Origin of the sequence: Aeromicrobium panaciterrae (assembly GCF_039537165.1) — a bacterium.
Classification (GTDB): domain Bacteria; phylum Actinomycetota; class Actinomycetes; order Propionibacteriales; family Nocardioidaceae; genus Aeromicrobium; species Aeromicrobium panaciterrae.
On sequence record NZ_BAAAZZ010000002.1, the window covers coordinates 1,301,002 to 1,320,782 of the forward strand.

General features: G+C 67.8%; 24 protein-coding genes and 1 riboswitch. Of the genes, 9 read left to right on the forward strand and 15 right to left on the reverse strand.

Features of this window, described 5'->3' with window-relative positions; all coding sequences use genetic code 11:
• The first annotated feature begins 70 nt into the window (after positions 1-70).
• Positions 71-787, forward strand: a complete 717-nt coding sequence (locus ABD683_RS07150) for a MerR family transcriptional regulator (RefSeq protein ID WP_344768584.1) — start codon at positions 71-73, stop codon at positions 785-787.
• On the opposite strand, the gene ABD683_RS07155 is transcribed toward ABD683_RS07150, so the two are convergent.
• The 3 genes from ABD683_RS07155 to ABD683_RS07165 form a co-directional block, all read right to left on the reverse strand.
• Positions 784-1,095, reverse strand: a complete 312-nt coding sequence (locus tag ABD683_RS07155) for a hypothetical protein (protein WP_344768586.1) — start codon at positions 1,093-1,095, stop codon at positions 784-786. The genes ABD683_RS07150 and ABD683_RS07155 overlap by 4 nt on opposite strands.
• Positions 1,096-1,156: 61 nt before the next feature.
• The gene (locus tag ABD683_RS07160; protein ID WP_344768588.1) at positions 1,157-2,299 is read right to left on the reverse strand and encodes an acyl-CoA dehydrogenase family protein; all 1,143 of its coding nucleotides are present in this window, start codon (positions 2,297-2,299) and stop codon (positions 1,157-1,159) included.
• A 14-nt stretch (positions 2,300-2,313) separates the two neighbouring features.
• Positions 2,314-3,477, reverse strand: coding sequence for a CaiB/BaiF CoA transferase family protein (locus tag ABD683_RS07165; RefSeq protein WP_344768590.1), 1,164 nt, complete (start codon positions 3,475-3,477; stop codon positions 2,314-2,316).
• 85 nt (positions 3,478-3,562) lie between these two features.
• Between ABD683_RS07165 and ABD683_RS07170 the strand changes: the two genes are divergently transcribed.
• The gene (locus tag ABD683_RS07170; RefSeq protein ID WP_344768591.1) at positions 3,563-4,372 is read left to right on the forward strand and encodes an alpha/beta fold hydrolase; all 810 of its coding nucleotides are present in this window, start codon (positions 3,563-3,565) and stop codon (positions 4,370-4,372) included.
• A gap of 28 nt (positions 4,373-4,400) precedes the next feature.
• Positions 4,401-5,459, forward strand: a complete 1,059-nt coding sequence (locus ABD683_RS07175; RefSeq protein ID WP_344768593.1) for an NAD(P)-binding domain-containing protein — start codon at positions 4,401-4,403, stop codon at positions 5,457-5,459.
• Between the two features lie 4 nt (positions 5,460-5,463).
• Here the strand turns inward: ABD683_RS07175 and ABD683_RS07180 are convergent, their stop codons facing one another.
• From ABD683_RS07180 to ABD683_RS07190, 3 genes are all read right to left on the reverse strand, one after another.
• A complete protein-coding gene (locus tag ABD683_RS07180; RefSeq protein ID WP_344768595.1) occupies positions 5,464-6,189 on the reverse strand; it encodes an amino acid ABC transporter ATP-binding protein in 726 nt (241 codons plus the stop codon).
• The gene (locus tag ABD683_RS07185; protein ID WP_344768597.1) at positions 6,189-6,953 is read right to left on the reverse strand and encodes an amino acid ABC transporter permease; all 765 of its coding nucleotides are present in this window, start codon (positions 6,951-6,953) and stop codon (positions 6,189-6,191) included. The genes ABD683_RS07180 and ABD683_RS07185 overlap by 1 nt, the downstream gene beginning before the upstream one ends.
• A gap of 65 nt (positions 6,954-7,018) precedes the next feature.
• Positions 7,019-7,897: an ABC transporter substrate-binding protein gene (locus tag ABD683_RS07190; RefSeq protein ID WP_344768599.1), complete on the reverse strand. Its 879-nt coding sequence runs from the start codon at positions 7,895-7,897 to the stop codon at positions 7,019-7,021.
• Between the two features lie 107 nt (positions 7,898-8,004).
• On the opposite strand from ABD683_RS07190, the gene ABD683_RS07195 reads away from it, so the two are divergent.
• Entirely contained in the window at positions 8,005-8,541 is a 537-nt protein-coding gene (locus ABD683_RS07195; RefSeq protein WP_344768601.1) for a PadR family transcriptional regulator, read from the forward strand.
• Here the strand turns inward: ABD683_RS07195 and ABD683_RS07200 are convergent.
• Complete coding sequence (locus ABD683_RS07200) at positions 8,520-8,714, reverse strand: SCO4848 family membrane protein (RefSeq protein ID WP_344768603.1); 195 nt, start codon at positions 8,712-8,714, stop codon at positions 8,520-8,522. The two genes, ABD683_RS07195 and ABD683_RS07200, sit on opposite strands and share 22 nt — an antisense overlap.
• A gap of 164 nt (positions 8,715-8,878) precedes the next feature.
• Here ABD683_RS07200 and ABD683_RS07205 point away from each other — a divergent pair, with 164 nt between their 5' ends.
• The 4 genes from ABD683_RS07205 (at position 8,879) to ABD683_RS07220 (ending at position 12,766) form a co-directional block, all read left to right on the forward strand.
• Complete coding sequence (locus ABD683_RS07205; protein ID WP_344768605.1) at positions 8,879-9,277, forward strand: nuclear transport factor 2 family protein; 399 nt, start codon at positions 8,879-8,881, stop codon at positions 9,275-9,277.
• Positions 9,274-11,292 carry an oxidoreductase gene (locus ABD683_RS07210; protein WP_344768606.1) on the forward strand — a complete coding sequence of 673 codons (2,019 nt, stop codon included), beginning with the start codon at positions 9,274-9,276 and terminating at the stop codon, positions 11,290-11,292. The genes ABD683_RS07205 and ABD683_RS07210 overlap by 4 nt, the downstream gene beginning before the upstream one ends.
• Positions 11,293-11,427: 135 nt before the next feature.
• Positions 11,428-11,955 (forward strand): DUF1697 domain-containing protein, encoded by a 528-nt coding sequence (locus ABD683_RS07215; RefSeq protein ID WP_344768608.1) that lies wholly within the window; start codon positions 11,428-11,430, stop codon positions 11,953-11,955.
• Entirely contained in the window at positions 11,942-12,766 is an 825-nt protein-coding gene (locus ABD683_RS07220) for an NAD-dependent protein deacetylase (protein ID WP_344768610.1), read from the forward strand. Before ABD683_RS07215 ends, ABD683_RS07220 begins: the two co-directional genes overlap by 14 nt.
• 6 nt (positions 12,767-12,772) lie before the next feature.
• Here ABD683_RS07220 and ABD683_RS07225 read toward each other — a convergent pair whose 3' ends face one another.
• From ABD683_RS07225 to ABD683_RS07235, 3 genes are all read right to left on the reverse strand, one after another.
• Positions 12,773-12,928 carry a hypothetical protein gene (locus ABD683_RS07225; protein WP_344768612.1) on the reverse strand — a complete coding sequence of 52 codons (156 nt, stop codon included), beginning with the start codon at positions 12,926-12,928 and terminating at the stop codon, positions 12,773-12,775.
• 86 nt (positions 12,929-13,014) lie between these two features.
• A complete protein-coding gene (gene serA / locus ABD683_RS07230) occupies positions 13,015-14,259 on the reverse strand; it encodes a phosphoglycerate dehydrogenase (RefSeq protein WP_344768613.1) in 1,245 nt (414 codons plus the stop codon).
• Between the two features lie 44 nt (positions 14,260-14,303).
• Positions 14,304-14,390: riboswitch (ZMP/ZTP riboswitch) on the reverse strand.
• 18 nt (positions 14,391-14,408) lie between these two features.
• Positions 14,409-15,056 (reverse strand): NADPH-dependent F420 reductase, encoded by a 648-nt coding sequence (locus ABD683_RS07235; RefSeq protein WP_344768614.1) that lies wholly within the window; start codon positions 15,054-15,056, stop codon positions 14,409-14,411.
• A gap of 54 nt (positions 15,057-15,110) precedes the next feature.
• Here ABD683_RS07235 and ABD683_RS07240 point away from each other — a divergent pair, with 54 nt between their 5' ends.
• Entirely contained in the window at positions 15,111-15,515 is a 405-nt protein-coding gene (locus tag ABD683_RS07240; protein WP_344768615.1) for a DUF1801 domain-containing protein, read from the forward strand.
• On the opposite strand, the gene ABD683_RS07245 is transcribed toward ABD683_RS07240, so the two are convergent.
• Genes ABD683_RS07245 through ABD683_RS07265 form a run of 5 tightly spaced genes read right to left on the reverse strand, consistent with a single transcriptional unit; the run spans position 15,490 to position 19,772 of the window.
• Complete coding sequence (locus ABD683_RS07245) at positions 15,490-15,924, reverse strand: PaaI family thioesterase (RefSeq protein ID WP_344768617.1); 435 nt, start codon at positions 15,922-15,924, stop codon at positions 15,490-15,492. The genes ABD683_RS07240 and ABD683_RS07245 overlap by 26 nt on opposite strands.
• Positions 15,925-15,933: 9 nt before the next feature.
• A complete protein-coding gene (locus ABD683_RS07250) occupies positions 15,934-16,401 on the reverse strand; it encodes a DUF4396 domain-containing protein (RefSeq protein ID WP_344768619.1) in 468 nt (155 codons plus the stop codon).
• 2 nt (positions 16,402-16,403) lie between these two features.
• Entirely contained in the window at positions 16,404-18,644 is a 2,241-nt protein-coding gene (locus ABD683_RS07255) for a heavy metal translocating P-type ATPase (RefSeq protein ID WP_344768621.1), read from the reverse strand.
• A complete protein-coding gene (locus ABD683_RS07260; protein WP_344768623.1) occupies positions 18,634-19,566 on the reverse strand; it encodes a hypothetical protein in 933 nt (310 codons plus the stop codon). Before ABD683_RS07260 ends, ABD683_RS07255 begins: the two co-directional genes overlap by 11 nt.
• A complete protein-coding gene (locus tag ABD683_RS07265; protein ID WP_344768625.1) occupies positions 19,563-19,772 on the reverse strand; it encodes a heavy-metal-associated domain-containing protein in 210 nt (69 codons plus the stop codon). Before ABD683_RS07265 ends, ABD683_RS07260 begins: the two co-directional genes overlap by 4 nt.
• Between the last annotated feature and the right edge of the window lie 9 nt (positions 19,773-19,781).

A 19,781-nucleotide genomic window follows, 5' to 3' on the forward strand; every position in this document is an offset into this window, starting at 1 on the left:
ACGATTGTGACACCAACACTGTCATTGACCAACCGCCAGTCGTAGTGAGGTTCGCCATATGCTCGAGACCATGAACCCCGCACCGGTCGAGACCCTGAGCGTCGAGCAGCTCGCGTCGCGGGTCGGGATGACGGTGCGTACGGTCCGCTTCTACGCCGGCCGTGGGCTGATCCCGCCGCCCCGCCGTGAAGGGCGCAACGGCTACTACGGTCCCGACCACCTCGCCCGCCTCGAGCTCGTGCGCGAGCTGCAGGCGCACGGGTTCACGCTGTCGGCGATCGAGGGCTATCTCGAGAACATCCCGGGTGATGCGACTCCGGAGCAGGTGGCGCTGCACCGTACGTTGTTGGCGCCATGGATGCCGGACCTGCCGGAGACGGTCACCCGGCCCGAGCTGCTCAAGCGCACCGGGCGCGACCTCACCGACGACGACCTCGAGCTGCTGGTTGCCCTCGGCGTCGTCGAGCCGACGCCGGTCGAGGACGTCTTCCAGGTCGCCCCGGCCCACCTCGCGGTCGGCGTCCAGTTCCTCGACGTCGGTCTGCCGACCGAGGCGGCACTGGCAGCGCGGCGCATCATCACCGAGCACGGCCAGGCCATGGCGACCGAGCTGACGGAGCTGTTCCGTACGACGGTCTGGCCGCACCTGAAGTCGTCGGGCCAGCCGCCCGAGGCGATCACGACCATGATCGAGCGCTTCAAGCCGCTGACGATCTCGGCGCTCGTCACGGCGTACGAGACGGCCGTCGACGAGGCCAAGCGAGAGACGATCCGCCGGCGAAGCTAGGCGGGATCTGGCCCGTCCATCAACCGGCGTGTGATGGCGTGGACGTCTCGATCCAACGCGTCGACGCGCGCCTCGAGCCGGTCGAACCGCTTGTCCACCTGCTCGAACCGCTTGTCCACCTGCTCGAAGCGCTTGTCCACCTGCTCGAAGCCATTGGTCATCACGAGCTCCAGAGCGGCGAACCTCGTGTCCATGCCACCGAACTTGGCATCCAACGTCGAGCTGAACAGACGCACGACCACAGCCATGAACGCCAGCATGAAGGTGAACATGCCGCCGATCGTGGTCCAGGTCTGTGCGTCGCTCATGACGTCAGGATAGGTCGGCCGACCGACGGCCGGAAGTGACCGACCTGCCAGCTGTGGAGATCTAGAGGCCCATGCCGCGGCCGATGATCTCCTTCATGATCTCGGTCGTGCCTCCGTAGATCGTCTGGATGCGGGTGTCGAGGTAGGCCTTGGAGATGGGGTACTCCGACATGTAGCCGTAGCCGCCGAACAGCTGCAGGCACTGGTCGACCGTCTTCTTCTGCAGCTCGGTGGTCCACCACTTGCCCATCGCCGCGTCGGCCACCGTGAGGTTGCCGGCGTTGAGCTCCATGATCGAGCGGTCGACGAACACCTGGGCGATCTGCTGCTCGGTCTCGAGCTCGGCGAGCACGAAGCGGCTGTTCTGGAACGAGCCGATCGGCTTGCCGAACGCCTTGCGCTCCTTGACGTAGTCGACCGTCATGTCGATGACCTGACGGCACGCGGCCGCGGCGACGACCGAGATCGTCATGCGCTCCTGCGGCAGGTTGTCCATGAGGTGGATGAAGCCTTGGCCCTCCTCGCCGAGGAGGTTGGTGAGCGGCACTCGTACGTTGTCGAAGAACAGCTCGGCGGTGTCCTGCGCCTTGAGGCCGATCTTGTCGAGGTTGCGTCCGCGCTCGAATCCCTCAGCGCCACGCTCGACCACGATCAACGAGAACCCGAGGGCACCGGCCTCCGGATCGGTCTTGCAGACGACGATCACGAGGTCGGCGTTGATGCCGTTGGTGATGAACGTCTTGGCGCCGTTGATGACCCACTCGTCGCCGTCCTTGACCGCGGACGTCTGGATGCCCTGCAGGTCGGAGCCGGTGCCGGGCTCGGTCATCGCGATCGCGGTGATCATCTCGCCGCTGCAGAACTTCGGGAACCAACGCGCCTTCTGCTCGTCGGTGCAGTACTTCAGCAGGTAGCCCGAGACCAGGTCGGTCTGGATCGCGAATCCCACGCCACTTCCACCGACCTTGGTGATCTCCTCCTGGAGGATCGCGTTGAAGCGGAAGTCGTTCATCCCACCTCCGCCGTACTCCTCCGGCATCATGAAGCCGAGCAGACCCAGCTCGCCGGCCTTGGTCCAGACCTCACGGGGGACGATCGAATCCTTCTCCCACTGCTCGTGGTGAGGCGCGATCTCCTTCTCGCAGAACGCGCGCACGGTGTCGCGGAAGGCGTCGTGGTCAGCCTCGAAGATGGTGCGTTCCATGGGATTCCTTCGTTCTATTCGGCCTGGACGGCGACGCCGTCGGCCAGGAGTGATTCGACGTCGTCGATGCCCCAGGCGGTGAGCGCCTCGGCGGTGTTGGTGCCGGCACGGACCGGCGCGGTGGTGAGGTTGGCAGGAGTACGGGAGAAGCGTGGAGCGGGTGCGGGCTGCAGGAGGCCCTCGTGCTCGACGTATGTCCCGCGCGCCACGTTGTGGGGATGCTGGGCGGCCTCGTCGATCGGTATGACGGGCGCGACGCACGAGTCGGTGCCGTCGAACAGCGCCGTCCATTCCTCCTGCGTCTTGGTGCGGAACGCCTCGACGAGCGCCTTGCGCAGGGCAGGCCACTCGGCGGGCTCGTAGCGGTCGGGCAGGGCACCGATGTCGGGCACCGCCGCGTGCAGCACCTGCTCCATCGCGGCCCAGAACTGCGGCTCGAGTCCACCGACCGACATCCAGCGGCCGTCGGCCGTCTCATACACGTCGTAGATCGGCACCCCGGAGTCGAGCAGGTTGGTGCCGCGCGCGGGCTGCCACGAGCCGACCTGCATCATGCCGATCGGCATCGCGAGGAGGTGAGCGACGCCGTCGGTGATCGCGGCGTCCACGACCTGACCCTCTCCGGCCGCACGGGCGTGGGTGAGCGCTGCGAGGACACCCGTGACGAGGTACATCGAGCCGCCCGCGAAGTCGCCCAGCAGGTTGAGCGGGATCTGCGGAGGCCCGCCGGCACGGCCGATCGTGTCGAGCGCTCCGGCGACCGAGATGTAGTTGATGTCATGGCCGGCCGTATGTGCCAGTGGCCCGTCCTGACCCCATCCCGTCATGCGCCCGTAGACGAGCTGGGGGTTGCGGGCGAGGCACACGTCCGGTCCGAGGCCGAGTCGCTCGGTGACGCCTGGCCGGAATCCTTCGATGAGGATGTCGGCCTTCTCGACCAGGTCGAGGACCACCTCGATGCCACGGGGGTCCTTGAGGTTGACGCACACCGACGGACGACCGCGACCGAGGATGTCCTTCTCGGGGACCGACACCTGGAGCGCGTTGCCGCCAGGTCGGTCGACCCGGATCACGTCGGCGCCGAGGTCGGCGAGGAGCATTCCGGCGAACGGTCCGGGGCCGATGCCGACCAGCTCGACGACGCGTACGCCGGCAAGGGGTCCTGTCGATTGAGTCACTGCGTGATTGTGACAGTTCCACTGTCACGGTTCAAGTGACCCACGTCGCATACTGTCGGTACGGCCATGTGCCATCATGAGTGTCATGTACTCCGAACTGGCCTACACCCGCAAGGGTTCCGGCGAACCGCTCGTCCTGATCCACGGCATCGGCCACCGCCGTCAGGCGTGGAACCCGGTGTTCGAGCAGCTCGCCGAGTCGTACGACGTGATCGCCGTCGACCTGGCCGGCTTCGGTGAGTCAGCCGCCTATCCGCAGGGCGTCGGCTACACCATGCCCAACGCGGTCGACAACCTCACCGACAACTTCGCGGCGTGGGGTATCGACAAGCCGCACGTGGTCGGCAACTCGCTCGGCGGGGCGATCGCCCTCGAGCTCGGTGCCCGCGGCGTCGTCAGCTCGGTCACCGCACTGAGCCCGGCCGGCTTCTTCGGCGTCGTCAACCGGATCCAGACGTTTGTGCTGCTGATCATGCTCCGCATCAGCAGCAGGCTGCCCGACAGCGTGCTGCGCTTCGTGGCACAGAAGGCATGGGGCCGCAAGCTCGCGGGCAGCTCGCTCTACACGCACCCCGAGCGGTTCACCGCGGACGAGGTGTACGGCGACGCCCAGACCCTGAAGCACTGCACCGGATTCGAGCGCACGATCCTTTCCGGCGTCCGCTATGCGTTCAAGCTCAAGGTCCCGGTGCCGACGACGATCGCCTGGGGCACCCGCGACCTGATCCTGCCCTACAGCTCGTCGGCGATCGCCCAGGAACGGCTGCCCGAGGCCCATCACGTCGCCCTGCCGCACTGCGGCCACGTGCCGATGATCGACGACCCCGAGCTGATCGTCCGGGTCATCCACAACACCGTCGACAACGCGGTCGGCAGTATCGACAAGGCGGCATAAGCCACGCCCGCAGCGCGTTGAAGCCTGCGTGGAGACCTACGACTCGATCGTCATCGGTGCCGGCCAGGCCGGGCTGTCGTCGTCCTACCACCTGAAGAAGCGCGGCATCGAGCACATCGTCCTCGACGCCAATCCCGGACCCGGCGGTGCATGGCAGCACCGGTGGGACGCGCTGACGATGCACGACGTGCACCGCGTCGCCGACCTGCCCGGCGAGCCGATCCCGGAAGCCGCCGACGACGAGCGCGCCAACCAGTTCGTGCCGGCGTACTTCTCCGCGTACGAGGAGCAGCTCGAGCTCCCCGTGGTCCGGCCCGTGACCGTACGCGCCGTGCGGGACGTCGACGGCCTCCTGCGCGTCGAGGCCGACGACCGGGCGTGGACCACGCGGACGCTCATCAGCGCCACCGGCACCTGGAGCCGTCCCTTCATTCCTTACTACCCGGGCGCCGAGACATTCGTCGGCGAGCAGCTGCACACCGTCGACTACCCGGGACCCGAGCACTTCCGCGGCAAGCGCGTGCTGGTCGTCGGCGGCGGCGCCTCGGCCGTGCAGTTCCTCGGCGCGATCCGACCGCTGACCGACACCGTCTGGGTCACCCGTCGCGAGCCGGTGTGGCGCACCGGCGAGTTCAACGCCGAGATCGGCCGCGAGGTCGTCGCCAAGGTTGAGGAGCGCGTACGGCAGGGGCTTCCTCCGCGCAGCGTCGTCAGCGTCACCGGACTGATGCTCCGCCCGCAGGAGCGCGAGGCTTCGCTGCTCGGCGCATACGATCGCCGCCCGATGTTTGCCCGCATCGAGCCCGACGGCGTGAGATGGGCCGACGGCAGCTTCGAGCAGGTCGACGTGATCCTCTGGGCGACCGGCTTCCGCCCGGCGGTCGACCACCTGGCGCCGCTGCACCTGCGGAGTCCGCGGGGTGGCATCCAGCTCGACGGCACGACGGCAGTCGCCGATCCCCGCATCCAGCTGGTCGGCTACGGCCCCTCGGCCAGCACGATCGGCGCCAACCGTGCCGGCCGCGTCGCCGCCCGCGGGGTCGCGCAGCAGCTGGCCGGCTCAGAGCTTCTGAGCCGGTACTCCTGATCTGTCAGCCGCGGTGACGGGCGAGGAACTCGGCGGTTCGCGGGCTCTGCGGGGAGCCGAAGACCTGCTCGGGCGGTCCCGACTCCTCGACCTGACCGTCGACCATGAACACGATCCGGTCCGCCACCTCGCGAGCGAACGACATCTCGTGCGTCGCCATGACAATCGTCATCCCGTCGGCGCGAAGGTCTCGGATGACGTCAAGCACCTCGCCCACCAGCAGCGGATCGAGCGCCGAGGTGATCTCGTCCAGCAGGAGCACGTCGGGCTGCATCACCATCGCCCGCACCAGCGCGACCCGCTGCTGTTGCCCTCCCGACAACGCGTCGGGAAAGGCGCCCGCCCGGTCCTCGAGGCCGACGCGGCGCAGCAGCTCCAGCGCACGCTCGCGCACCTCGGCCCGCTTGCGGCCGAGCACCTTGACCGGCCCGAGCGTGATGTTGTCGAGAACGTCGAGGTGGGGAAACAGGTTGTAGGCCTGGAAGACGATGCCGATCGACCGTCGTACCTCATCGACGTCGACGCGGGGATCGGTGATCTCCCGCTCGTCCAGCCAGATGTCCCCGTCGTCAACCTGCTCGAGGAGGTTGAGGCATCGCAGCAGCGTCGACTTGCCTGAGCCCGAGGCGCCGATCAGGCACACCACCTCGCCCTGCTCGATGTGCAGGTCGATGCCCTTGAGCACCTCGTTCTCGCCGAATGACTTGCGAACTCCGTCAGCTCTCAGCATCAGATGCCGTTCTCTCGGCGCAGCGATCGCACCGTCAGGTAGTCGGTGAACCGGGCGAGCGGGATCGTGGCCGCGATGAAGAACGCGGCCGACACGACGTACGGCGTGAAGATGAACTCGCGACCCGCGATGACCTGGGCCGCGCGCAACGACTCGACCAAGCCGATCGTCGACAGCAGCGCGGTGTCCTTCTGCAGCGAGACGAAGTCGTTGAGCAGCGGAGGCGCGACACGACGGATCGCTTGCGGCAGCACGACGTGACGCATGGTCTGTCCGTACGAGAGGCCCAGCGCCCGACCGCTGGCCCACTGCGTCGGGTGGATCGACAGGATGCCGGCCCGGACCACCTCGGCGACGTACGCGCCGTAGCTCAGGGTGAGGGCGATGACGCCGAGCCAGAACAGGCTCGTGGGCGCACCCGCGAGGTTGAGGGCCGGCACGCCGAAGCCGACGAGCAGGACGATGAGGAGGGTCGGCGTACCGCGGAAGATGTCGGCATACAGGACCGCGACGAGCTTGATCGGTGCCAGCGCCGGCGACGGGATGACACGCACGATCGCCACCGCGACGCCGACGATCAGGATGAACAGCTCCGCGACGAGGAACAGCCGGATGTTGAGCCAGAACGCCCGGGCGACATCGGGAAACGCCGCCTTCGCATCAGCCCAGTCGAAGTACGTCGCGCGCACGCGCTCCCAGCCCGAGGACTGGACGACCACGAATGAGAGGACGCCGAGGACCAGCACGGTGGACAGCGCCGCCACCGCACCCCTCCTGAGGGCGCGGCGGCGACGGTAGCTGGCTCGTTCGAGCTGACGCTCGCTCGGTGTCACTTCAGCTCAGGTACGTCTGTCGCCTGGGTGAGCCACTGGTCCTGCAGCTTCTGCAGCGAGCCGTCGTCGGCCAGCGCGTCGACAGCAGCGCTGACGCAGGGGGTCAGCTTGCTGCCCTTCGACAGCAGCAGGCCGAACTGCTCCTGCTCACCCGAGGTCGGCTGGAACTGGCCGACGATCGTGCCGCCGTCGATCTCCGCGGCTGCCAGGTAGTAGGCGGTCGGGAGGTCGGCGACGATGGCATCGACCTGCTTGTTCTGCAGTGCCTGGGCAGCCTTGGAGGTGTCGTCGTACACCAGCGGCTTGGCCGTGGGCTTGATCTGGTCGTTGATCGCGTCGAGCGAGGTGGTCGCGATCTGGGCGCCGAGCTTGGCGTCCTTGAGGTCGGCCAGGGTCGTCGAGCCCTTGAACGGCGATGTCTCGAGCGTGATGATCGCCTGTGCGGCGGAGTAGTAGGGGCTGGAGAAGTCGACGGCCTTGGCGCGTGCCTTGGAGATCGAGAACTGGTTGATGTCGAAGTCGAAGGGCTTCTTGCCCGGCTGGATGGCCTGGTTGAAGCCAGCCTTCACCCAGGTCACGTCGGCCTTCTCGAAGCCCAGCTTGTCGGCCACCGCGTACGCGACGGCGCTCTCGAATCCCTTGCCGTTGGCGGGGTCGCTGTTGCTGAACCACGGGTCGTACGCCGGGTCGTCGGTCGCGATCGTCAGGGTGCCGCTCTTGAGCAGGGCCAGGTCGGCGGGCTTGCAGTCAGACAGCGTGACGTCGCCGGTCGCCGCGTCGCCGTCGGAGTCGTCGGAGGCTGCGCACGCCGAGGCGAGCACCAGGGTTGCAGCAGCAAGCGTGGCGGCGAACGTGCCGCGAGGAGTGAGCTTCATGAGGAGAATCGTAGGGCCCCGCCTGACGCCCGGGTTCACTTCCCACCCCTTGGATCGGCCATACACACATGGTTGCAGTGCAACTCATTGCATAGTACGGTCGTCGCATGGCTCTCGAGCACGCGATCCTCGTGTCCCTCGCGGAGAAGACCGCATCGGGCTACGACCTCGCCCGCCGGTTCGATGCCTCGATAGGCCACTTCTGGAAGGCCAGCCACCAGCAGATCTACAAGGTGCTGGGGCGCATGGAGTCCGACAAGTGGGTCGAGTCGCACCTGGTCGCGCAGGACAACCGGCCGGACAAGAAGGTCTACTCGATCACCGGCGAGGGCCGTGACGAGCTGCGCCGGTGGACGTCCGTACCCACTCCGGTCGAGGCCCTGCGCAGCGAGCTGGCGGTGAAGCTCCGCGCCCTCCCGTTCGGCGATGCCGATGCGATAGTCGCCGATGTACGCACTCGCCGACAGGCGCACGCGGCGCAGCTTGCCTACTACGAGGAGAGCGCCGCCAAGTTCTACCCCGATCCGGACTCCATCGCCGATGATGCCGTCGGCGCCTGGCTCGTCCTGCGTGGCGGCATGCTCGTCGAGCAGGGCGGCATCGCCTGGTGCGACGAGATCCTTCAGCGACTGGCCGAACGATGAGCACGTACGCCGACCACCAGCACACCCAGGCCGATCACGATCGCCGTGGTGATCAGCACGGCGTGCACCCACAGGAACGCCTGCGGGGTGCTGTGCCAGTGCTCACCGGCCCAGGCCCGGTCATCGTCGACGATCGCCTTGGCGAAGCGCGGCCAGATCACCACGTTGAACACACCGGCAACGATCAGGAACCGGGCAGTCCCCTTCCCTCGGTTCCTAGGGAGGCCGTCCGCGGCCGACCGGGAGCGAGCTGGGGGTCCCCCCAGCTCGCGCCAGCGAGCGAGGGCGCGGAACGAGCGAGCGAAGGGCACGTCCACATCCCATCACAGGAGCACACATGAAGGAGTTCCGCGCTGCCGTCGAGGCAGGAGACTTCGAGGGACTCGGTGAGCTGCTCGCCGACGACGTCGTGTTCCGCAGCCCCGTCGCGTTCAAGCCCTACGAGGGCAAGCCGATCGTCGCCGCGATCCTGCGAGGTGTCGGCCGGGTGTTCACCGAGTTCCAGTACGTCCGCGAGCTCGAGGACGCCGACGGTCACGGCTCTGCGTTGGTCTTCGAGACCGTCGTCGACGGTGTCAGCGTCAACGGCATCGACCTCATACGTACCAATGACACCGGGCTCGTCAGCGAGCTGACCGTGATGGTCCGTCCGCTGTCAGGCGCCAACGCCCTCGCCGCCGCGATGGCGGCGCAGTTCGACCGCATCGTCGCCGAAGCATCCGGAGAGACCGCATGAATCCGTACCCCCATCTGCTCGAGCCGCTCGACCTCGGGCACACCACGCTGCGCAACCGCGTGATCATGGGCTCGATGCACACCGGTCTCGAGGACCGCGCCAAGCACCTCCCCGAGCTCGCGGCCTACTTCGCCGAGCGGGCCAAGGGTGGCGTCGCCCTGTCGGTGACGGGTGGCTACGCGCCCAACCGGCACGGCTGGCTGCTCCCGTTCGGCTCGCTGATGGCGTCCACGAAGCTGGCCGACAAGCACCGGCTCGTCACCGACGCGGTGCATGAGCACGACGGCAAGATCGCGATGCAGATCCTGCACGCGGGCCGCTACGGCTACCACCCGTTCAAGCGCGCGGCATCGTCCAAGCCGTCGCCGATCACCCCGTTCGGCAAGCCCAAGGCGATGTCGACCAAGGAGGTCGACGAGACGATCTCCGACTTCGCGAAGTCGGCGCAGCTCGCCCGGCGCGCCGGATATGACGGCGTCGAGATCATGGGCTCGGAGGGCTACCTCATCAATCAGATGATCACGGCCCGCACCAACAACCGCACCGACAAGTGGGGCGGCAGCGCCGAGAACCGCATGCGCTTCCCGGTCGAGATCGTCGAGCGCGTACGCGAGGCCGTCGGCGACGACTTCATCGTGATGTACCGGATGAGTCTGCTCGACCTGGTCGACGACGCGCAGAGCTGGGAAGAGACCGTCGAGCTCGCCAAGAAGATCGAGGCGGCCGGCGTCTCGATCATCAACACCGGCATCGGCTGGCACGAGGCACGCATCCCGACGATCGTCACCTCGGTCCCGCGCGGCGCGTTCGCGTGGATCACCGGCAAGCTCAAGCCCGAGGTGGCGGTCCCGGTCGTGGCGTCCAACCGCATCAACACCCCCGAGGTCGCCGAGGAGATCATCGCCTCGGGTCAGGCCGACCTGGTGTCGATGGCACGGCCGCTGCTGAGTGACCCGCACTTCGTCAACAAGGCCGCCGAGAACCGTGCCGACGAGATCAACACGTGCATCGCGTGCAACCAGGCGTGCCTCGACCACACGTTCCAGAACAAGCGCGCCAGCTGCATGATCAACCCGCGTGCCGGCTACGAGACGACCCTGGTCCTGTCGCCGACGCGTACGGCCAAGCGCATCGCGGTCGTCGGCGCCGGTCCGGCCGGCCTTGCCGCAGCCACCGAGCTCGCCGGCCGCGGCCACGGCGTGGAGCTGTTCGAGTCGCTGCCCGAGGTCGGCGGCCAGTTCAGGCTCGCGATGCAGATCCCCGGCAAGGAGGAGTTCAAGGAGACGATCCGCTACTACTCGCGCCGCATGGAGATCGCCGGCGTCAAGCTGCACCTCGGCGTACGCGCCGGCGTCGAGCAGCTCGCCGACTTCGACGAGGTCGTCATCGCCACCGGTGTCGAGCCGCGCATCCCGTCGCTGCCCGGCGTCGCCCACCCCAGCGTCGTCACCTACCAGGACGTCATCCGGCACGGCGCACCCGTCGGCCAGCGCGTCGCCGTGATGGGCGCCGGCGGCATCGGCTTCGACGTCTCGGAGTTCCTGCTCCACGACGCCGACGAGTCGATCGAGCACTGGATGGAACGCTGGGGCGTCACCGACCCGTCACGCGAGCGCGGCGGCCTCGCCACCAAGCTCAAGGCACCGCCGAAGCGCCAGGTGTTCCTGCTGCAGCGCAAGAGCTCCGAGCTCGGCAAGGGACTCGGCAAGACCAGTGGCTGGGTGCACCGCCAGACCCTCAAGGACTCCGATGTCGAGATGATCAAGGGCGTGACGTACGACCGCATCGACGACGCGGGCCTCCACATCCGCCTGGGCAAGGACGGCGAAGAGTCCCGGGTGCTCGAGGTCGACACGATCATCTTGTGCACGGGACAGGAGTCCGTACGCGACCTGGTCGAACCGCTCGAGGCGCTCGGCAAGCCGGTGCACGTGATCGGCGGCGCCGACGTCGCGGCCGAGCTCGACGCCAAGCGCGCCATCAAGCAGGCCACGGAGCTGGCGGCTCGACTCTGACGTGTCCCACGATTCCCAGCAGGTCCCCTGAACCTGTCACACCACCCCTGTTGCAACGTGGCATGAGTGCCACGAACCGGGGTGCTGCTGGGAATCTTGGGACCTGTGGTTCGCGGTGAGAGACATACTTGGTGCATGGCCAAGCGGATCATCCTGTTGCGTGCCGTCAACGTCGGCCCGGCGCAGCTGCCGATGGCCCGGCTCCGCGAGATCGCGGCGGAGCTCGGAGCCACGGACGTGTCGACCTACATCGCCTCGGGCAACCTGATCGCCGACGTGCCAGGTGCCCCCGACACGTTCGACCGGGCCCTGGAGCAGGCGATCGAGAAGGAGTTCGGCTTCTTCCGCGAGTCGATCTCGCGTACGCCGACGCAGCTCAAGGCGGCCCTCGACGCACACCCGTTCACGGTCGACGAGCCGAAGTACTCGTACGTGTCCTTCCTCCTCGATGCGCCCACCGCCGAGGCGATCGCCAAGGCCGAGACGTACGAGACCGGCAAGGACGAGTGGGCGATCATCGGCACCGAGATGCACATCAAGTACGCCAACGGTGCCGGCCGACCCGAGATGAAGACCGACTCGATCATCCGCGCACTCAAGGTCGCCGGCACCGCCCGCAACCTCAACACCGTCAAGAAGCTGATCGACCTTGCTGACGGCTGAACGGCTCCTCGGCGATCGGCGGCTGCTGGTGCTCACCGGCGCGGGCATGTCGACCGACTCCGGGATACCCGACTACCGCGGACCGGGCGCACCCGTGCGCATGCCAATGACCTATCAGGAGTTCATCAAGACGCCGCAGGCCCAGCAGCGCTACTGGGCGCGAGCCCACATCGGCTGGAGCCGGATGCGTCGCGCCGAGCCCAATGCGGGTCACCGACTGCTCGCCGAGATGGAGCACGACGGCCGGCTCGAGGGTCTGATCACGCAGAACGTCGACGGGCTCCACGGCCGCGCCGGGCACCGCCGCGTGATCGACCTGCACGGGCGCATCGACCGGGTGATCTGTCTCGACTGCCGCACCCTCACCAATCGCCGTGACCTGCACGACCGGCTGCTGGAGCTCAATCCCGGCTATGAGCAGATCGATGCCGTGATGGCACCCGACGGCGACGTGCTGCTCGACGACACCGACACGTTCGTCGTCGCGCCGTGCTCGGCGTGCGGTGGCCGGCTCAAGCCCGATGTCGTGTTCTTCGGCGAGAACGTGCCCAAGGGCCGCGTCGAGGAGTGCTACGAGCTCGTCGACCAGGCCGAGGCGCTCGTCGTGCTCGGCTCGTCGCTGCAGGTCATGTCGGGGCTGCGCTTCGTACGGGCAGCGCGTACGCGAGGCATCCCGATCGTCATCGTCAACCGTGGGCAGACCCGCGGGGACGACCTCGCTACCCTCAAGCTCGATGCCGGGTGCGCCGAGACGCTCGCCGAGTGGTGCAGACAAGAAGGCCGCCACCCGGAGGCAGCGGCCTTCTCCTGACGTCCGTCAGTAGTAGTGCCTGCGTCCTCCGACTCCCCGGTCCATGCTTCCGAGGATCCACAGGATTGCGCCGACCACGGCCAAGACCCCGCCGATCGTGTACAGGATCGGGACGTTCAGCACCGCGCCCAGGATGAGCAAGATGATTCCGAGGATCAACATCGACTTCCTCCACTCCCTCGGCCGCCGAACGGCAGCCGATCACATGGGGAGTACCCACGACCCGGGAGCTGACACCTCCCCAGAGGTCAGGTGAGCTCGCGGAGACGTACGGTCTCCGGCAACGCTGCGAGCGCCGAGAGCACCTCGGGGGCGACGCCCTTGGCGACGTCGGTGAGCACATAGCCGATCTCGCCGCGCGTCGACAGCGACTGCGCCTCGATGTTGACGCCGTGCTCGCCGAGCAACCCGTTGATGGTCGCCAGCACACCCGGGGCGTTGCGGTGCACGTGAGCCAGGCGGTGCTTGGAGGCATCGGCCGGAAGGTTGATCTCCGGCATGTTGACGCTCAGCGAGGTGCCGCCATACGCGGCGTACGACCGCAGCTTCGACGCGACGAAGCGGCCGATGTCCTGCTGCGCCTCCTCGGTGGACCCGCCGACGTGCGGCGTCAGGATGACGTTCTTGAGGCCGCGCAGGTCTGACTCGAACGGGTCGCCCTGGCGCTTGGGCTCGATCGGGAAGACGTCGACCGCGGCGCCGGCGATGTGCCCTGACTCGATGAGCTCGCGCAGCGCCACCGTGTCGACCAGGATCCCGCGCGACAGGTTGAGGAACAGCGATCGCGGCTTCATCATCTCGAACTGCTCACGGCCGAACAGGCCGGCGTTGCCGGGCCGGCCGTCGACGTGCAGCGTCACGACGTCGGACGTCTCGAGCAGCTCCTCGATCGTCGAGCAGCGACGCGCGTTGCCGAGGGCGAGCTTGTCGTCGATGTCGAAGAAGACGACCTTGAAGCCCAATGCCTCGGCGACGACCGACAGCTGGCTGCCGATGTTGCCGTAGCCGATGATGCCGAGCGTACGGCCGCGTACCTCGTGGCTGCCGGCGGCCGACTTGTTCCAGACACCGTTGTGCATGTCGGTCGACTTCTCGTGCAGTCGACGGGCCAGCGAGATGATCTCGGCGATCGCGAGCTCCACGACGCTGCGGGTGTTGGAGTAGGGCGCGTTGAACACCGCGACACCGCGCGACGTCGCGGCGGCGAGGTCGATCTGGTTGGTGCCGATGCAGAACGCACCGATCGCGAGCAGGTCGTTCGCGGCGTCCAGCACCTTCTCGGTGATGTAGGTCGTCGAGCGGATGCCCAGCAGGTGGACGCCCTTGATCGCCTCGATCAGGTCGTCCTCGCCGAGCGCGCCGTCCTGCGTCTCGACCTGGTAGCCCTTGCCACGCAGGAACTCCGCACCGTCGGCGTGGATGTTCTCGAGCAGCAGCACGCGTACGTCGGAGTCCGCCAGTCGCTCGGTGGGGAACAGGTCGTTGCTCGTCATGGTCATCATCATCTCGCGTGCCTCCAGTCAGCGTTCATCGGCTGACGTGGGGCCCAGGCGAACGGTCCCGATGTCGTGGTCTTGATCGCTCCCCGGTGGTGTCCACCTCAACGCCAGTCGCGACCAACTGCCCCCATCGTACCGTCAGCTCACATGTCCTTGTAACGCTTGGCGTCGGCCAGCTTCTCGCGTAGCGCGGGCGCATCGAAACGCGCGACGTACGCCGGGGTGTCGCGCTGGTAGCGCCAGCCCTCGGCCAGCGGGCCGGCGTCGACGACGTCGAATCCGGCAGCGTCGATGAACGCCGCGACAGTCGCCTTGGCGGCCTCGTCGTCGCCCGCGATCGCCAGGGCACGGCGGTTGGCCGACCCTGGCGGCAGAGCGTCGCCGAGGATGTCGAGTGCGGCGATGTTGTTGAACGCCTTGACGACCTTCGAGGTCGGCAGGTGTGCCTGGAGGAGCTCCGACACCGTCGTCGACTCGTCGTCCAGAGCCGTGATCTGCCCGTCGCGCTGCGGGTAGTAGTTGTTGGTGTCGATGACGGTCTTGCCGGCGAGGGGCTCAACCGGCACGCCGTCGATGTTCTTGGTCGGAATCGTCACGACCGCGATGTCGGCGGCCGCTGCGGCCTCGGCGGCGGTGGCCGCGCGAGCACCCCTGCCAAGCTCCTCGACCAGCTCGGCCAGGGTCTCGGGCCCTCGGGAGTTGCTGAGCACCACGTCCCAACCTTGGCTGAGGGCCACCTGCGCAAGAGCCGTGCCGATGTTGCCTGCACCTATCAATCCAAGAGTTGTCATGGCGTCGTCAACGGGAACCTTGTGAGGCCTATTCCCGCTGGGTGATCATGAGCCATGACGTACGCCAAGGACCCGCGCGTCGACGCCTACATCGACGCACTCCCCGACTGGCAGCAGGAGATCTGCCACCGAGTTCGAGACCTGGTGCACGAGGCGGACCCTGACGTCGAGGAGACGATCAAGCGGACGGTGCAGCCCTACTTCGTCCTGCAGGGCAACGTCTGCGCGCTGCTCGCGGCCAAGGACCACGTCAATGTCTTCGTCTATGACGGCGGAATCGTTCCCGATCCCGACGGACTGATCACCGCCGGGCACGACAACCAGACGGCGCGGACCATCGCGTTCGGCAAGGACGAGGAGATCGACGGTCCAGCGCTGGTCGCGTTCTTCCGACGGCTCATCGCCGACAACCGAGCCGGCGGCTGGCGCAAGATCAAGAAGGATCGCGGGGAGCTCTAGTCGTCTGCGCGATGACGTCGGGCGGGACTTCCTGGTCGAGGTTGGCGAGGCGTACCTGGCCTTGCGCGATGAGACGGCCGTCCTGGTCGAGCGAGTCGAGGTGCCACAGCTGTTGCGTGCGGCCGCGGTGGATGGGCGACGCGGTGACCGTGATGGTGTCGCCTACCTTGGCCTGGCGCAGGAAGTCAGTGGAGTTGTTGGTGCCGACCGCGACCCCCTTGCCGTCGAGCCACAGCAGTCCGGCGATGCTGGCCGTCGACTCGTGGACGGCGCAGTAGACGCCGCCGTGCGGGATGCCGAACGGCTGGAGGTGTCGCTCGTCGATCGTGAAGCGCACCACGACCTTGTCAGGCCCTGCTTCGAGGTGCTCGACGCCGAGCAGGCCGTCCAGTCCGGGGATCTCAGTCATGCCCTGAGCCTACGAGTGATACTCGTGCATGACGGCGTGACCCTTGCCACGTCCGATCAGCCAACGGTTGACCGGCACCGTCACGATGAAGGCGACCACGAGCGAGAACGCGAGGCTGCCCCAGAACAGGAGGCTGCCGAGCCCGGCGTCCATGGCTCCGGGCACCGCGACGATGACGGCGTTGTCGATGATCTCCATCGTCATGATCGACAGCGTGTCTGCGGCGAGCGCGACCTTGAACGCACCCGCGAACGGGACACCGGCGGCACGGACCGGTCGGATCGTCAGCGCGTACCCGAAGAAGAACGCGAGCACGACCGACAAGACGATCGTCGTGACGTTGTGGAGCCCGAGCGCCGTGCCGATGACCATGCCAAGCACCTCGCCGATGGCACAGCCGGTCAGGCAGTGGACGGTCGCCGAGATCGCGCTCCTCGTGAGCTCTCGCCCAGCCATGGCGTGGTGATCGTGGCTCATGCTCATGAGACCTCCGGGTTGGTCGAGCGGAACCCGCGGAGCCGCAGGCTGTTGGAGACGACGAACACCGACGAGAACGCCATCGCCGCACCGGCCAACATCGGGTTGAGCAGTCCGGCAGCGGCCAGGGGAATCGCCGCGACGTTGTAGGCGAACGCCCAGAACAGGTTGCCCTTGATCGTGCCGAGCGTACGACGCGACAGCCGGATCGCGTCGACGACGGATCGCAGGTCACCACGTACGAGCGTCAGGTCGGCCGCCTCGATGGCGGCGTCGGTCCCGGTGCCCATGGCGAGGCCGAGGTCCGCCTGTGCGAGCGCAGCGGCGTCGTTGACGCCGTCGCCGACCATCACGACTCGTCGACCCTGCGACTGGAGCGTGCGTACGACGTCGACCTTGTCCTGCGGGAGCACCCCGGCGAAGACCTCGTCGATGTCCACTGCGGCAGCCACCGCTCGCGCCGTCGGCTCGTTGTCGCCGGTGAGCAGGACGGGACGCAGCCCGAGTCCGCGCATCTGGCGTACGGCCTCGGCACTCGTGTCCTTGATCGTGTCTGCGACGACCAGGATCCCGCGTACGGCACCGTCCCAGCCCACCACCACGACGGTCTTGCCTTCACCCTCGGCGGCGGCCTGCGCCTTGGCGAGTCGCTCATCAAGGTGCTGCGACCAGTCCGCGAGGAAGGATGCGCGACCCACGACCACCGCGTGGCCGTCCACGACGCCCTGGACTCCGAGGCCTTGCGTGTTGGCAAACCCTTCGACGGCAGGCAGCCGGCCCGCCTCGGACTTTGCAGCATCGGCGATGGCGCGCGCGATCGGGTGCTCGGATGCGCTCTCGAGGGCGCCCGCCGTACGAAGCACGGTCGCGCGATCCTCTCCATCGGCGACGACCACGTCCTGCAGCGTCATCCTGCCGGTGGTGACGGTTCCGGTCTTGTCGAGCACCACGGTGTCGATGTCCTGGGCGGACTCCAGCACCTCGGGGCCCTTGATCAGGATGCCGAGCTGCGCACCGCGACCCGTCCCGACCATCAACGCCGTCGGAGTCGCCAGTCCCAGCGCGCAGGGGCACGCGATGATCAGCACCGCGACCGCGGCGGTGAACGCGGCCGTCAGGCCGGCGCCGTTGCCGACCCAGAATCCGAGAGTTGCCACGGCGAGCCCGATCACGACCGGGACGAAGATCCCGGAGATCGAGTCGGCGAGGCGCTGTGCCTGCGCCTTGCCGTTCTGGGCGTCCTCGACCATCTGCGCCATCTGTGCGAGCTGCGTCGCGGACCCGACCCGGGTTGCCCTGATGACGAGTCGGCCGCTGGTGTTCACGGTGCCACCCACCACCGCGTCGCCGACGACGACCTCGGCGGGTACGGACTCACCCGTGATCATCGACGCGTCGACGGCCGAGCTGCCCTCGGTGACGATGCCGTCGGTCGCGACCTTCTCGCCGGGTCGTACGACGAACAGGTCGCCCTCGACCAGCTCGTCGATCGACACGCGCTGCTCGGCACCGTCGCGCAGCACGGCGACGTCCTTGGCGCCGAGCTCGAGCAACGCCCGCAGCGCCGATCCGGCACGCCGCTTGGAGCGCACCTCGAAGTAGCGGCCCGCGAGGATGAATGTCGTCACCCCGGCGGCGGCCTCGAGGTAGATGTTGGAGCTGCCGTCCATCCGCTCGATGGTCAGCCGGAACGGGTGCTTCATCCCGGGCTCGCCGGCCGTACCGAAGAACAACGCGTAGACCGACCAGCCGAGGGCGGCGATCGTGCCGACGGAGATCAGCGTGTCCATCGTCGCCGTGCCGTGGCGCAGGTTGACCCAGGCCGCGCGGTGGAACGGGTAGGCCCCCCACACGACGACAGGCACCGCGAGGTTGAGCGACAGCCACTGCCAGTTGGTGAACTGCAGCGCCGGGATCATCGCCATCGCGATGACCGGAACCGTCAGGATGGCCGAGATGACCAGCCGGGTCAGCCAGGGCTTCGCCGGATCCTCCTCGGCCGCCGATTCGTCCGCCGTGTGCGGCAGCGCGGCGGTGTAGCCGGCCTTCTCCACCTCGGCGATCAGCAGCTCGGCGGCGATCGGGCTCGTGGTGACGACCCGCGCCTTCTCGGTCGAGTAGTTGACGGTGGCCGTCACGCCCTCGAGCTTGTTGAGCTTCTTCTCGACCCGCATGGCGCACGAGGCGCAGGTCATCCCGCCGATCGACAGGTCGACCCGGTCGGTGATCAGGTCAGTGGCCATGGGTCGACTCCTCCTCTTCCGGGTGCTGGGCAGCTTCGGACGTACCGGAGGTGTCGACCGTGAACTCGGCGGTACGTACCGTGCCGCCGTGCTTGAAGTCGAGGTAGAGCCGGTAGCTGCCGGTGGACGGCACCTGGGCGAAGAACGTGACCTGGGGTCCGGGCCTGGTCCTGTCGTCGCCGGGCTCGCCGTCGGGGTGGACGTGGAGGTACGCGAGGTCGCCCACCCGCAGTGCGACGAGGTGTCCGTAAGCGGCGAGGTAGGGCTCCAGATCGGTGACCGGCTTGCCGTCCTTGGCGATGGTCAACGTCAGCTCGGACTCCTGCCCTGCCTTGACGTCACCGTCGAGGGTGACGGTGTAGCCGTCGACCTCGTACGTACGCGACGGCTTCGGCAGCGGCGTGGCTTCGACGTTGCCGGCGACCGAGAGGTCGGCGCCGAGCGTGAGCTGCGGGTCCTTGCCGGCCGGGTCGAAGTCGGCGAACGCGCGCCACTGTCCGGGTGTCAGCGCCACGTCGGCGGTCCAGGTGCCGTCCTCGTCGAGGACCGGGTGCACGTGCTGGAAGCCGCTGAGGTCACGCTTCGCCACGATCAGGTGGAGCAACTTGTCGTGCAGCGTCGCGTACTTGGTCAGCGCCTTGCCGTCAGGACCGACGATCGTGAACGACACCTTTGCCTGGGGGTCGGCCTCACGCGCAGTCGAGTCGAGGACGAAGCGGTAGCCGTTCTCGGCAACCTGGAGGCCGCCGGGCGCATGGTCCATCGGTCCGGCCTTCATCGCCCCGTCGCCTTCTGTGTCGTGCTCCATCGTCTCGGGCTTGGCCGTGACGACCTGGTCGACGCCGTTGCCCAAGGCTGCGGCACCACCGAACACGGCCACCAGTGCCGTGACGAAGAGGCCGAGCTTGAGCGGAACGTTCATGAGGTGACGCTGTAGCCGGCTTCGGCGACCGCGTCGCGTACGGCGGCATCGTCGACGGGGGCATCAGCGGTGGTGACGGTGAGCGACCCGGTGGCCAGGTCGACCTGCAGATCGGTGACGCCCTCGATGGCGCCGACTTCTTCGGAGACCGAGCGCACGCAGTGCTCGCAGGTCATCCCGGTGACGGTGTAGGTGCTGGTGGTCATGATGGTTCC